Below are 14,105 nucleotides of genomic sequence, written 5' to 3'. Positions count from 1 at the left end.
GCCGGCCGTCTGGCGGCCGTGTGCCGTCGGTGTGCCTGAAGCCTCGCTCAGGCCGGGTCGGAGGCGTCCGCCTCGGCGAGCCCGACCCGCGCGAGTTCGGACCAGAGCCCGGCACCGTCCGGTGCGTAGACCCACGGCGCCGAGGTGTCGCGGGAGCGTTCCTGCGCCCGGGAGCGTCCGCCGGCCAGGACCGCCTCGCTCGTGGACAGCTGCCGGATGGCGACGCCCGCGACGTTCTCCGGGTGCTCGCGGGCGAACTCGCCGTACAGCGACTCGTCGTGCTGGCCGTCGTCGCCGACGAGCAGCCACTGCACGTCCGGGAAGTCCTTCGCCAGGCGCCGCAGGTTCTGCTGCTTGTGCAGCTGCCCGCTCCGGAAGAAGCGGTCGTGCGTGGGGCCCCAGTCGGTGAGCAGGAGCGTGCCGGACGGGTACATGTTGCGGGTCAGGAAGCGCTGCAGGGTCGGCGCGACGTTCCAGGCACCGGTGGACAGGTACACGGTCGGGGAGCCGGGGTGCTGCGCCTGCACGCGTTCGTACAGCACGGACATGCCCGGCACGGGGCGGCGGGCGTGTTCGGTGAGGACGAAGGAGTTCCACGCCGCCAGCATCGGACGGGGGAGCGAGGTCACCATGACGGTGTCGTCGATGTCGGACAGCAGCCCGAAGCGGGTGTCGGGGTGCACGACGAACACGTCGGCCTCGACGTCGCGCCCGCCGCCGGCCGACAACCGGACGGTGCGCCAGCCCGGCTCGAGGTCGATCGGCACGATGGTGTCGACGACCCCGCCACGGTCGGTCTCGACGACGTGCGAGACCCCACCGGCGGTGACGGTGACCTCGGCGTGGTCGACCGCGACGCTCGTGAAGCTCTTCCACCCGCGGACACCGGCGTACGAGACGTCGGAGGCGAGGCCACGGCGGGTCAGCAGCACGCGGCAGAGGATGCGGACCCATCCGGGAGCGCCGTAGCCGGTGTAGGGGACGACGGTCGGGACCAGGCCACGGCTTCGGGCGCGGTGCTCGCGGAACTCCTGGACGGCGTCCTCGATGCGGGCCGCGCGGTGCAGGAGCGGCTCGGCCAACGACGGCTCGTGGGGCGTCGGGTCGGGCATCGCCCCATCATCCCATGCAGGACCCGGAAGTCCACGTCCCGCGGCACCTGTGGTGAGTCGCAGCCATGTTCCAGCCGGTCTCTGCGAAAATCGTCCTCGTCACACCAACGAACCGCGCTGGAGCGCAAGAGGAGAACACGTGCTCGTCACCGAGGTAACGAACGCTCTGCCGGGGGGATCATCACTGCTCAGGAACGAGCCGGTCCAAGCCCGCAGTTCGGCGCGCCTCGCGGGTCTGCTCGACGCTGCTGCCGCGGTGATCGACGAGATCGGGTTCGAGCGACTCACGACCGCGATGGTCGCCGAGCGGGCCGGAGCGTCCATCGGCACCGTCTACCGCTACTTCCCGGACCGCATCGCCGTGGTCGACGCGCTCGCCATCCGCTGCACGCAGCGGCTGGCCGCGCGCTTCGTCGCGGCGCTCGACGCGAGCGGCGCGGAGACCTGGCAGCAGGCCTGCGACGCGCTGATCGACGAGACCGCCGAGCTGTACCGCACCGAGCCCGGCTTCCGCGCGATCCGCTTCGGCGACACCGCGGACACCGGCACCGGTGACGCCGAGGACCGCATGGGAGCGCTCGGCGCCGCCGTCGGGCAGATCATGCGCGACCGGTTCGGGCTGCCCGACAACGAGCGCATCGCACGTGCCTGGGTCGTGCTGGCCGAGTCCGGCCACGCCGTGCTGGCGCGGGCGCACCGCGACCGCGAGCACCCCGACTCGGCGCTCATCGCCGAGTACCGCACGATGAGCCGTGCCCACATGGAGTCCGTGGTCGCCGCCGGCTGACCGCCGCGGGGTCCCGCACCCATCCGACGACGCCCGTGCTTCCGAACAGGAGGCGCGGGCGTCGTCGTCCGCGCTGGTTCCGTCGTGCGCTCGGTCCGGTCCACGGCGGTGCGCACCTGTCCGGGACGCGCCGCGTGCCGGAACGGGTGAACCGCTGTCGGACCCGACGGGTACTCTCATCCGGAGTCGGGCTACCTCCGAACAGAAGGGCACCCATGATCGAGTTCCGCTCGGTACGAAAGACCTACCCGGACGGCACCACCGCGGTCGACGACTTCGACCTCGTGATCCCGTCCCGGACCACGACCGTCTTCGTCGGCTCCAGCGGCTGCGGCAAGACGACGCTGCTCCGGATGATCAACCGCATGGTCGACCCCACCTCGGGTTCCGTGCAGATCGACGGATCCGACGTCTCCGGCGTCGACCCCGTGAAGCTCCGGCGGAGCATCGGGTACGTCATGCAGAACTCCGGTCTGCTGCCGCACCGCAAGGTCGTCGACAACATCGCGACCGTGCCCCTGCTCACCGGGGTGTCGAAGGCCGACGCCCGCACGCGTGCGCTCGAGCTCATGGACACCGTGGGACTCGACCGGGCGTTCGCCGACCGGTACCCGTCCCAGCTGTCCGGCGGGCAGCAGCAGCGCGTCGGTGTGGCCCGTGGCCTGGCCGTGGACCCGAACATCCTGCTCATGGACGAGCCCTTCGGCGCCGTCGACCCGCTGGTCCGCAACGACCTGCAGGACGAGCTCATCCGCCTGCAGCGTGAACTCGGCAAGACCGTCGTGTTCGTGACGCACGACATCGACGAGGCGTTCAAGCTCGGCGACCAGGTCGTCATCCTGAAGAAGGGCGGCGAGATCGCCCAGCAGGGCACGCCGTCCGAGATCCTGGCCGAGCCGGCGGACGACTTCGTCGCGAACTTCATCGGTGTCGGCCGTGGGCGTCGGTCGCTGCGCGTCGAGCACACCCCCACGGGCCCCATCGTCGTGGACGGCGACGGGCGTGCAGCCGGTGTCCTCACCGGACCGGTCAACGTCGTCGACGCCGCCGCAGCGGTGCAGGCCGACCCCGCATCGAACCAGGCCGGAGCGTCGCTCGACGCCCCGGGTGCTCCGGCGCAGGGTGAGGGCACGCGGTGAAGTGGGTCCTCGCGAACCTGGACACGATCCGTGACGCCACGGTCGCGCACCTGGCCATCGCCATCCCGCCGATCATCATCGCGTTCCTGCTGTCCATCCCCATCGGCTGGCTCGTCGTCCGCCTCCAGCGCCCCGGTGGATCGCGGTTCGCCTCGGGTGTCGGCAGCGGCATCGTGACGTTCGCCGGGCTGCTCTACGCGATCCCGTCCCTGGCGCTGTTCGTGGCGCTGCCGGGCATCATCGGCACCGGGCTGCAGAGCCCGGTCAACGTCGTGATCGGGTTGACCCTGTACGGCCTCGCGCTCATGGTCCGGTCGACCGTCGACGGGCTCACCTCGGTGGACTCGGGGACGAAGTCGGCCTCGACCGCGATGGGGTACTCGTCGGCGCAGCGGTTCTTCCGCGTCGAACTGCCGCTGGCCGGGCCGGTGCTGCTCGCCGGGCTGCGGGTGGTCTCGGTGTCCACGATCTCGCTGACCACCGTCGGCGCCGTCCTCGGCATCCAGAGCCTCGGGTCGCTGTTCACGGACGGCCTCGGGCGCGGGATCTACGAGGAGATCATCTCCGGCATCGTCATGGTCCTCGTCCTGGCGTTCGTGCTCGACGGGATCCTGGTGCTGCTCGGCCGGATCGTCATGCCGTGGACCCGGACGACCTCGGTGTCGCGCCGCCGGACCCGCCGTGTCCTGCAAGCAGCGGAGGTCGCCTCGTGATCATCGGACAGGCCTTCGCCTGGGTCTTCGACCCCACCAACTACTCCGGGTACAACGCGATCCCCGGCCGCCTCTGGGAGCACATCTGGATCACGCTGCTCGCCGTGGTGATCGCCTCGGTGATCGCCGTGCCGATCGGGTACGCCATCGGCCACACGCGCCGCGCACGGGGCTTCTCGATCGCCGTGTCCGGCGGGATCCGCGCACTGCCGACGCTCGGCGTGCTCTCCCTGTTCGGACTCCTGCTCGGCATCGGCCTGCAGGCTCCGCTCCTGGCGCTCGTCGTGCTCGCCATCCCCTCGGTGCTGGCTGGTGCGTACTCGGGCATCGAGTCGGTCGAACCCGTGACCGTCGACGCCGCCAAGGCCCAGGGCATGACGGGCTGGCAGATCCTGTGGAAGGTCGAGGTCCCGCTCGGCCTGCCCCTGCTGATCGGCGGCTTCCGCGCAGCCGTGCTGCAGGTCGTGGCCACGGCGACGCTCGCCGCGTACGTCGGCGCCGGCGGCCTCGGCGGCTACTTCTTCCTCGGTCTGAAGACCCAGGACTACGCCGAGATGCTCGGCGCCTCCATCCTCGTGATCGCACTCGCGATCGCGTTCGAGATCGTGTTCGCCGTGCTGCAGCGGGCGTCGGTGCCCAAGGGCACCGCCGACCCGTCGGCCCGGCAGCGCCAGGGATCGCGCGAGCGAGCCCGCAATCCCATCCCGGAAGGAAATCCATCGTGATCACAGCAAAGATCCGTGCGGGCGTCGCAGCAGCGCTCGCACTGGGCGTCGCCGCCGCCCTGACCGGCTGCGCGTCGAGCGACCCGCTCGACAGCGGCTCCAGCGCGTCGTCCGACTCGAAGACGATCGTCGTCGGCTCGCAGCAGTACTACTCGAACGAGATCATCGCCGAGCTGTACGCACAGGTCCTCGAGAAGAACGGCTTCGAGGTCAAGCGCAACTTCAACATCGGGCAGCGCGAGGTCTACATCCCGCAGCTCGAGAAGGGCGCGATCGACGTCATGCCCGAGTACAGCGGCAACCTGCTGCAGTACTTCGACAAGGACTCCACGGCGAAGACCGCCGACCAGATCGACGACGGCCTCGAGACGGCGCTGCCGAAGGGCCTCCGGGTCCTCGACGAGGCCGAGGCGACCGACCAGGACAGCTACACCGTCACGAAGAAGTTCTCCGAGGACAACGACGTGACGAGCCTGGCCGACCTGAAGGACGTCACGTCGAAGCTCACCGTCGGCGCGAACTCCGAGTTCCAGACCCGTCCGTACGGTCCGAAGGGCCTGAAGTCGGTCTACGGCGTCGACGTCGACTTCAAGGCGGTCGAGGACTCCGGCGGAGCCCTGACGGTCAAGGCGCTGAAGGACGGCACCGTCCAGCTCGCCGACATCTACAGCGCCGACCCGAGCATCAAGGCGAACGACTTCGTCACGCTCGAGGACCCGGAGAACCTGATCCTGCCGCAGAACGTCATCCCCGTCGTCTCCGACAAGGTGAACGACAAGGCCGCGGACGCGATCGACTCGGTCAACGAGAAGCTGACGCCCGAGGCCCTGATCGAGCTCAACACCAAGAGCACGGCGGACAAGGAGAAGGCGTCCACCATCGCCAAGGAGTTCCTGACCGACGAGGGCCTGCTGTAACAACAGTGCTCGTGCGTTAGACGACAGGCGTCGGGCAACTGCCCGGCGCCTGTCGTCGTTCGGCGGAGCGGGAACCGGCACATCCGTGCCGCACGGTTGTGCCGTGCAACACCCTTGCACGTTCGTGCACGGAACATTTCTACAAGTTGTCGAAGTCGGTGGTGACGCGGTACCGTTGAAGAGTCCCAACGGCTGTGACATCTGATGTATCCGTTCCACAGGAAGACACTGACGTGCACCGACTGCGCGCGGCGACCCGACTGGGAAGTGCCGCATGACCGACCTCCTCGACCCGCTCATCCTGTCGCGGTGGCAGTTCGGTCTGACGACCATCTACCACTTCCTCTTCGTCCCGCTGACGATCGGCATGGCCGCCGTGGTGGCCGTGTTCCAGACCGCCTGGTACCGGACCGGTCGCGCGCACTACCTGCAGCTGACCCGGTTCTTCGGACGCATCTTCCTGATCAACTTCGCGATGGGCGTCGTGACGGGCATCGTGCAGGAGTTCCAGTTCGGCATGAACTGGTCGAACTACTCGCGCTTCGTCGGTGACGTCTTCGGCGCCCCGCTCGCGCTCGAGGGGATCCTGGCCTTCTTCTTCGAAGCCGCGTTCATCGGCGTCTGGATCTTCGGCTGGGACCGCTTGCCGAAGGGACTGCACCTGGCGAGCATCTGGTGCGTCAGCGCCGGCACGATCATGTCGGCGTACTTCATCATCGCCGCGAACGCGTTCATGCAGCACCCGGTCGGCTTCTCGATGAACGAGGCCAAGGGCCGCGCGGAGCTCACCGACATCTGGGCGGTCCTCGGCAACAAGGTCGCCCTCGCCGCCTTCCCGCACACGTTGTTCGCCTGCTTCATGGTCGCCGCAGCAGTGATCATCTCGGTCGCCGCCTACCACCTGGCGCGGAACCAGAACCTCGAGACGATGATGCCGGCGCTCAAGTTCGGCATGTGGACCATGGTGGCTGCGGGGGCCCTGACGGTGCTCACCGGCGACCAGCTCGGCCTGACCATGGTCGACACCCAGCCGATGAAGATGGCCGCGGCCGAAGCGCTCTACAACACGGCGACCGGCAAGGACGCCTCGTTCTCGATCTTCACGCTCGGCACCCCCGACGGCGTGCACGAACTGTTCTCGATCCGGGTGCCCTACCTGCTGTCGTTCCTGTCCACGCACACCTTCAACGGCACGGTCGAGGGCATCAACGACCTGCAGGCGCAGTACACCCAGGTGTACGGGCCCGGCGACTACAAGCCGATCATCTGGGTCACCTACTGGTCGTTCCGCTGGATGATCGCGCTCGGCGTCGGTGCGGTCATGGTGTCGCTCGCCGGCCTCTGGCTGACCCGCAAGGGCCGGTTCCCGACGAAGCGCTGGATCTGGCGCGTCGCCACCTGGACCGTCCCGCTCCCGATGGCCGCGATGATCGTCGGCTGGATCTTCACCGAGATGGGTCGCCAGCCGTGGCTCGTGTTCGGGTTGCTCAAGACCAGCGACGGCGTCTCGCCGAACGTGACCGGGCTCGAGGTCCTCATCTCGCTCGTCGTGTTCACCGTGATCTACGGCTCGCTGGCGGTGGTCGAGTTCAAGCTCATCAAGAAGGTCGCGCAAGAGGGCCCTGCCGCTCCGGCAGAGGTCGACGAGGAGACCGGCGAGGTCAAGCACGAAGTGACGGTGTACTGAGATGGATCTGCCTGTCCTCTGGTTCGCGATCGTCGGCGTGTTCTTCGTCGGCTACTTCGTCCTCGACGGCTTCGACTTCGGGGTCGGCATGTCCCTGCCCTTCCTGGGCAAGGACGACACCGACCGTCGAGTGCTCATCAACACGATCGGCCCGGTCTGGGACCTCAACGAGACCTGGGTCATCGTCGCCGGTGCCTGCTTGTTCGCGGCGTTCCCCGAGTGGTACGCCACGATGTTCTCCGGGTTCTACCTGGCGCTGCTGCTCATCCTCGCGGCGCTGATCCTGCGCGGTGTCTCGTTCGAGTACCGCCACCAGAACAAGCACCTCGAGTGGAAGCGGCGCTTCGACCTGATGATCATCGTCGGGTCCGCCCTGCCGTCGTTCCTCTGGGGCGTCGCGTTCGGCAACGTCGTCCGCGGGATCCCGATGGACTCGGGGCACAACTACACGGGCACGCTCTTCGACCTGCTCAACCCGTTCGCGCTCCTGACCGGCGTGGCGACGCTGCTGGTGTTCTTCACGCACGGCGTCGTGTTCGTGGCGCTGAAGACCGAGGGCGAGATCCGCGAGCGGGCGAAGCGCCTGGCGACCCGGGCCGGCATCCTGACGATCGTCGTCGGCGCCGCGTTCCTGGTCTGGATGGCGTTCGTCCGGGCGACCCCTGCCTCGCTCGTGCTCTCGGTGGTCGCGGCACTCGCGCTCGTCCTGGCCGTGCTGTGCAACGCCTGGGGCAAGGAGGGCCGGGCGTTCACGCTCATGGCCGTCACCATCGCCGCGATCGTGCTCGCCATGTTCACGGCGATCTTCCCGGACGTCATGCCCGCCACCAACGACCCGGCGAACAGCCTGAACGTGTACAACGCCTCGAGCGGTTCGTACACGCTGACGGTGATGAGCTGGGTGGCGCTGATCTTCGTGCCCCTCGTGTTCGCTTACCAGGCCTGGACGTACTGGGTGTTCCGCAAGCGTGTCTCGCGGGCCCAGGTCACCCAGGCCGCGCACTAGGCAGGCGACGGTGAAGCCGCTCGACCCGCGACTCCTGCGCCTGTCGCGGACGGCGCGCGGCTTCATCGTCGCGGCCGCCGGCACCGGCGTCCTCCGTACGGTCGCGACCATCGCGATCGCGTGGGGGATCGCCGCCGCCGTGACCCTCGGCATCGACGCGGTCCAGGACGGCCGTGTCCCGAGCGCCTTCGGGCAGGCGCTCGCGCTGCTGGGCGGCGCGTTCGTGCTCCGTGCCGTGGCGGCCTGGGCGACCGACGACCTGGCGGCCCGCGCCGCGGCGAAGGTGAAGAGCGAGATGCGCACCACGGTGCTCGCCCGCGCCGCCGAGCGGGGTCCGTCCTGGCTGGCGGGCCGGTCGAGCGCGGGGTTCGCCACCACCCTCGGGCCGGGCCTCGACGCGCTCGACGCCTACTTCGGTCGCTACCTGCCGCAGCTCGCGCTCACCGCGATCGCCACACCGCTGCTGCTGGTCGCGATCGGCCTCGGTGACCTGACGAGCGGGTTGATCATCCTGTTCGCGCTGCCGGTGATCCCGGTGTTCATGATCCTGATCGGCCTCGCGACCCAGTCGTTGCAGCGGAAGCAGTCCGACGCCCTCGCCAAGCTCGGCGGCGCCTTCCTCGAGGCCGTCGAGGGCCTGGCCACCCTCAAGGTGTTCGGTCGCGCCCGGCGCCAGGTCGGCCGCATCGGCGCCGTCACGGACGAGTACCGTCGCGGCACGCTCGGGGTGCTCCGGCTGTCGTTCGTCAGCGGGTTCGCGCTCGAGCTCGCCGCGAGCCTGTCCGTCGCCCTCGTCGCGGTGTCGATCGGCATCCGGCTGGTCGACGGCTCGCTCGGGCTCGGCGCCGCGATGTTCGTCCTGGTCCTCGCCCCCGAGGCGTTCGCCCCCATCCGCCAGGTCGGCGCGGACTTCCACGCCGCCCAGGACGGCGTCGAGGCATCGGCAGCGGTCCTCGACGTCCTCGACGACGACACGGAGCCCGCGCCGCACCACGACACGGACCCCGCGGCGACCGCTCCGGCTGCCACGGCGCTGGCCGTGCACGGTCTGACCGTCCGCCGGCCCGACGTGGTGATCGGCCCGCTCGACCTGCACGCCGACCCCGGCACCGTCGTCGTGCTCGCCGGCCCGAGCGGCTCGGGCAAGTCGAGCGTCATCGCCGCACTCCGCGGCGTCCTGCCGCACGACGGCACCGTGGTCGTCCCGGGCGCCGCCGGTACGACCGCTGCCGAGCGCACGACCTGGGCCGACCAGCGACCCCGCCTCGTGCGCGGGACCGTCGCCGAGAACGTCGCGCTCAGCGCGACCCCCGACGCCGTGGACGTCCAGACCGCGTTGCGCGACGCGGGGCTGGGGGTCGACCCGGGCCTCCCGATCGGTGCCGGCGGCAGCGGACTGTCCGGCGGCCAGGCGCAGCGCGTCGCCGTCGCACGGGCGCTGTACCGCGCCCGCCGTGCCGGCACACCGTTGGTCGTGCTCGACGAACCGACGTCGGCGCTCGACGCCGAGGCCGAGGCCCACGTCGTCGCCGCGATCCGCGGCCTGGCGGCAGACGGCGCGGTCGTCGTGGTCGCCAGCCACCGACCGGCGGTCGTGGCCGCGGCCGACGTCCGGGTCGACATCGGCACCGGTGGGTCGGTCACCGTCCGGACGGGGGTGCGCGCATGAGCCGGGAGGCTCGTGGCGCGTCGGTCCTGCGCCTCGCGATGCCCCACGGGTCGGGTTGGGCGAAGGCGGTCGCCGCCGGCGCGCTCAGTGCGGTCTGCGCCGTGGCGCTCCTCGCCGCGAGCGGCTACCTCATCACCCGTGCCGCGGAGCACCCGCCGATCCTCTACCTGACCCTCGTGATGGTCGGCGTGCGGGCGTTCGCACTCGGGCGTGCGGCGCTGCGCTACGTCGACCGGCTCGCCGGGCACGACGCGTCCTTCCGGCAGCTCGCGGTGGTGCGCACCGAGATGTACCGGCGGCTCGCCTCGGTCGCACCGGCAGGGCTCGGCAGCACCGGCCGTGGCGACCTGATGACCCGCCTGGTCACCGACACCGACCGGCTGCAGGACCTGCCCATCCGCGTCGTCGGGCCGCTGGTGTCCGCCGGGGTCGTCGCCCTGCTGTCCGTCGTCGCGGTGGCGATCGTGTCGGTGCCGGCCGCCGTCGTGCTCGTGCTCGGCCTGGCGGTCGCGGCGCTGCTCGGGTCGGTCGTGACGCGGTCGATCGCCGAGCGCTCCGATCGTGAGACGGCGGCGGACCGTGGTCGGGTCGCCGACCTCGTGCTCGACACCGTGCGGACGCTCGACGTGTTCGCGGCCTACGGCACCCTCGACGAGCGGCTGGCGCACATCGCTCGTCTCGACGCCGGCGTCACCCGTGCGGTGCGCCGCCGTGGCACGGTCGAGGCGCTCGTCGGTGCCCTGGTCGGGCTGGTCGGCGGCGGGGCGGTCATCGGGATCCTGGCCGTCGGTGCACCCGCCGTGGTGTCCGGGGCGCTCGACGGACCGCTCTGGGCGCTGACCGTGTTCGTGCCGCTCGCGCTGTTCGAGGTCGTCGGCGGGGTGCCGCTCGCCGTCCTCACGCTGCGCCGGGTGCGCGCCGCCGCTGAGCGGGTCGAGCAGGTCGTCCCGGCACGGGTGCCCGCGGGCATCGTGCCCGAACCCGAGCAGGACGCCGACCCGGCCGAACTGACGGTGTCCGGTCCGGTCACCGTGGCGGTGCGCGACCTGACCGTGCAGTGGCCCGGAGCCACGACGCCGGCGGTCGACGGGGTCTCGCTCGACCTGCACCCCGGCGAGGTCGTCGTGCTCGAAGGACCGAGCGGCGCGGGGAAGTCCACCCTCGTCGACGCGCTCGTCCGGTTCGTCGACCACCAGGGCTCGTACACGCTCGACGGGGTCTCCGCGAAGGTCATGCACCCCGACGCCGTCCGTGCCCGCATCGGGCTCATCGAGCAGGACCCGTTCGTCTTCGACCAGTCCGTCCGACAGAACCTGCTGTTCGCCCGCGAGACCGCGACCGACGACGAGCTGCTCGCCGTGCTCGACCGGGTCGGCCTCGGCGAGTGGGTCGGACGTCGCGGCGGGCTCGATGCCTCGGTGGGGGAGCGCGGTGGCCTCGTCTCCGGCGGACAGGCGCACCGGCTCGCCCTGGCACGTGCGCTCCTGCACGCGTTCCCGGTGCTGGTGCTCGACGAACCCACGGCCGACATCGACCCGGACCTCGGCGACGCCGTCCTGCACGACCTCGTCACGACGGCCCGCGCAGCGGGCCGGACGGTCGTGATCGTGTCGCACGTGCCGGTCCGGGCGGACCTGGTCGACCGCACCCTGCGGATGGCCGCCGGCCGCCTGCTCGTCGGATGACCCGACAGGCGGACGCTGGACGGGCCTCCCGGCTTGTATCGTTGACGTCCGTGACCACCGAGCAGCACGCCGAGGACCCGAACGCCTACGACTTCCGTCGTATCCAGGAGAAGTGGCAGCCCCGCTGGGAAGAGCTCGGGCTCTTCACCACCGACCTGGACGACACGCGTCCGCGCAAGTACATCCTCGAGATGTTCCCGTACCCGTCCGGCGACCTCCACATGGGGCACGCCGAGAACTGGGCCCTCGGCGACTTCGTGGCGCGCTACTGGCGCCAGCAGGGCTTCAACGTCCTGCACCCCATCGGCTGGGACTCCTTCGGCCTGCCCGCCGAGAACGCCGCGATCAAGCGCGGGGTGGACCCGAAGGACTGGACCTACGCGAACATCGCGCAGCAGAAGGCGTCCTTCAAGCGCTACGCGCCGTCGTTCGACTGGAGCACCGAGATCCACACCTCGGACCCCGAGTACTACAAGTGGAACCAGTGGCTGTTCCTGAAGATGTACGAGAAGGGCCTGGCGTACCGCAAGGACAGCTGGGTCAACTGGGACCCGGTGGACCAGACCGTGCTCGCGAACGAGCAGGTCCTGCCCGACGGCACCTCGGACCGCTCCGGCGCCGTCGTCGTCAAGAAGAAGCTCACGCAGTGGTACTTCAAGATCACGGAGTACGCCGACCGCCTGCTCGACGACCTCAACCAGCTCGAGGGACGGTGGCCCGCCAAGGTCATCGCGCAGCAGCGCAACTGGATCGGCCGGTCGGTCGGCGCCGACGTCGACTTCGTCATCGAGGGCCGTGACGAGCCCGTCACGGTGTTCACGACGCGCCCCGACACGATCCACGGCGTGACGTTCCTGGTCGTTGCACCGGACTCGGACCTGGCGGCGTCGCTGGTCGCTTCTGCGTCGTCCTCCGTCCGTGCGGACTTCGATGCCTACCTCGTCGCCACGCAGAAGACGTCGGAGATCGACCGGCAGAACGCGGACCGCCCGAAGACCGGTGTGCCGCTCGGCCGTTTCGCGATCCACCCGCTGACGGGGGAGCGCCTGCCGATCTGGGCCGCCGACTACGTGCTCGCCGACTACGGCCACGGCGCGGTCATGGCCGTGCCGGCGCACGACCAGCGCGACCTCGACTTCGCCCGGGCGTTCGACCTGCCGGTGAAGGTCGTCGTCGACACCAACGCCGCGGTCACCGGAGCGATCCCGGTGATCACCGAGGACACCGAGCTGCCCGACCTCAACCCCGCCACCACGGGCGAGGCGCTGACGGGTCAGGGCCGGATGATGAACTCCGGCCCCCTCGACGGCATGTCGAAGCAGCACGCGATCACCGCCGCGATCTCCCTGCTCGAGGAGCGCGGGACCGGTCGCGCCGCCAAGACCTACCGCCTGCGCGACTGGCTCATCTCGCGCCAGCGCTTCTGGGGCACGCCGATCCCGATCATCCACGGCGCCGACGGCAGCGAGCACCCCGTGCCGCTCGACCAGCTGCCGGTGCGGCTGCCCGACACCGAGGGGCTCGACCTCAAGCCCAAGGGCACCTCGCCGCTCGGCGGAGCGACCGACTGGGTCAACGTCCCGAACCCCGTCGACGGCACGCCCGCGCTCCGTGACACCGACACGATGGACACCTTCGTCGACTCGTCGTGGTACTTCCTGCGCTTCCTGGCGGCGAACGACGACACCCAGGCGTTCGACCCCGCGGTCGCCCGCAAGTGGGCGCCGGTCGACCAGTACATCGGCGGGATCGAGCACGCGATCCTGCACCTGCTGTACGCGCGCTTCGTCACCAAGGTGCTCTTCGACCTCGGTTACCTCGACTTCACCGAGCCGTTCTCGGCACTGCTCAACCAGGGCATGGTGCTGTCCGGCGGCTCGAAGATGTCGAAGTCCAAGGGCGGCGTCTCGCTCGGCGACGAGCTCGACGCGAACGGCGTCGACGCGATCCGCCTGGTGATGGGCTTCGCCGGCCCGCCCGAGGACGACATCAACTGGGAGGACGTCTCGCCGTCCGCCTCGGCACGCTTCCTGGCCCGCGCCTACCGCCTGGCGACCGACGTCACGTCGACCCCCGACGTCGTCTGGGCCGAGGGCGACCGCGCCCTGCGCCAGGTGACGCACCGGTTCCTGGCCGATGCGCCGGGCCTGATGGAGTCGTTCAAGTTCAACGTCGTGATCGCGCGGCTCATGGACCTGGTCAACGTGACGCGCAAGGCGATCGACAGCGGCCCCGGTGCCGCCGACCCCGCCGTGCGCGAAGCCGTCGAGACCGTCACGCTCGGCCTCGCCGTGTTCGCGCCGTACACCGGCGAGGAGATGTGGGAGCAGCTCGGGTACGAGGCCACCGTCGCGCTGCACGGTTGGCGGAAGGCCGACCCGACGCTGCTGGTGCAGGAGACCCTCACCGCGGTCGTCCAGGTCAACGGCAAGGTCCGCGACTCGTTCGAGGTGTCGAAGTCGATCGAGCCGTCCGAGCTCGAGGCACTCGCGCGGGCTTCTGCGAACGTGCAGCGGTACATCGGTGACCGCGAGATCGTGAAGGTCATCGTGCGGGCGCCGAAGCTCGTGAACATCGCCATCAAGGGGTAGTCCTCGGGCGGCGCGGCCGTCCACGGGGTGGGCGTCTGGCTGTCCACAGGGCGGGCGTCCGACGCACCCGTCCA

The 14,105-nt window shown here is 70.3% G+C and carries 11 protein-coding genes; 10 read left to right on the top strand and 1 reads right to left on the bottom strand.

Going from position 1 to position 14,105, the window contains the following annotated elements:
* Positions 1 to 47: 47 nt before the first annotated feature.
* Positions 48 to 1,112 carry a phosphatase domain-containing protein gene (locus tag EDF33_RS16205; RefSeq protein WP_111085765.1) on the bottom strand — a complete coding sequence of 355 codons (1,065 nt, stop codon included), beginning with the start codon at positions 1,110 to 1,112 and terminating at the stop codon, positions 48 to 50.
* Between the two features lie 139 nt (positions 1,113 to 1,251).
* On the opposite strand from EDF33_RS16205, the gene EDF33_RS20590 reads away from it, so the two are divergent.
* From EDF33_RS20590 to leuS, 10 genes are all read left to right on the top strand, one after another.
* Positions 1,252 to 1,899, top strand: coding sequence for a TetR/AcrR family transcriptional regulator (locus EDF33_RS20590; protein ID WP_166673162.1), 648 nt, complete (start codon positions 1,252 to 1,254; stop codon positions 1,897 to 1,899).
* A 215-nt stretch (positions 1,900 to 2,114) separates the two neighbouring features.
* A complete protein-coding gene (locus tag EDF33_RS16195; RefSeq protein ID WP_123292493.1) occupies positions 2,115 to 3,038 on the top strand; it encodes an ATP-binding cassette domain-containing protein in 924 nt (307 codons plus the stop codon).
* On the top strand, positions 3,035 to 3,751 hold the full coding sequence (locus tag EDF33_RS16190; RefSeq protein ID WP_123292494.1) for an ABC transporter permease subunit: 717 nt from the start codon (positions 3,035 to 3,037) through the stop codon (positions 3,749 to 3,751). The genes EDF33_RS16195 and EDF33_RS16190 overlap by 4 nt, the downstream gene beginning before the upstream one ends.
* Positions 3,748 to 4,476: an ABC transporter permease gene (locus EDF33_RS16185; protein WP_111085762.1), complete on the top strand. Its 729-nt coding sequence runs from the start codon at positions 3,748 to 3,750 to the stop codon at positions 4,474 to 4,476. The genes EDF33_RS16190 and EDF33_RS16185 overlap by 4 nt, the downstream gene beginning before the upstream one ends.
* Positions 4,473 to 5,393 (top strand): ABC transporter substrate-binding protein, encoded by a 921-nt coding sequence (locus tag EDF33_RS16180; RefSeq protein WP_123340387.1) that lies wholly within the window; start codon positions 4,473 to 4,475, stop codon positions 5,391 to 5,393. The genes EDF33_RS16185 and EDF33_RS16180 overlap by 4 nt, the downstream gene beginning before the upstream one ends.
* A 274-nt stretch (positions 5,394 to 5,667) precedes the next feature.
* Positions 5,668 to 7,080 carry a cytochrome ubiquinol oxidase subunit I gene (locus EDF33_RS16175; protein WP_123292497.1) on the top strand — a complete coding sequence of 471 codons (1,413 nt, stop codon included), beginning with the start codon at positions 5,668 to 5,670 and terminating at the stop codon, positions 7,078 to 7,080.
* Position 7,081: 1 nt separating this feature from the next.
* On the top strand, positions 7,082 to 8,086 hold the full coding sequence (gene cydB, locus EDF33_RS16170) for a cytochrome d ubiquinol oxidase subunit II (protein ID WP_123340389.1): 1,005 nt from the start codon (positions 7,082 to 7,084) through the stop codon (positions 8,084 to 8,086).
* A 10-nt stretch (positions 8,087 to 8,096) separates the two neighbouring features.
* Positions 8,097 to 9,755, top strand: coding sequence for a thiol reductant ABC exporter subunit CydD (gene cydD / locus EDF33_RS16165; protein WP_132100570.1), 1,659 nt, complete (start codon positions 8,097 to 8,099; stop codon positions 9,753 to 9,755).
* Positions 9,752 to 11,440, top strand: coding sequence for a thiol reductant ABC exporter subunit CydC (cydC, locus tag EDF33_RS16160; protein ID WP_132100569.1), 1,689 nt, complete (start codon positions 9,752 to 9,754; stop codon positions 11,438 to 11,440). The genes cydD and cydC overlap by 4 nt, the downstream gene beginning before the upstream one ends.
* 50 nt (positions 11,441 to 11,490) lie before the next feature.
* Positions 11,491 to 14,031 (top strand): leucine--tRNA ligase, encoded by a 2,541-nt coding sequence (leuS, locus tag EDF33_RS16155; RefSeq protein WP_123938283.1) that lies wholly within the window; start codon positions 11,491 to 11,493, stop codon positions 14,029 to 14,031.
* Positions 14,032 to 14,105: the final 74 nt, after the last annotated feature.

Origin of the sequence: Curtobacterium sp. PhB146 (genome assembly GCF_004342995.1) — a bacterium.
In the GTDB taxonomy this organism is placed as follows: domain Bacteria; phylum Actinomycetota; class Actinomycetes; order Actinomycetales; family Microbacteriaceae; genus Curtobacterium.
The sequence above is the reverse complement of the archived record's forward strand: the minus strand, read 5'-3'. Positions and strand labels throughout refer to the sequence as shown.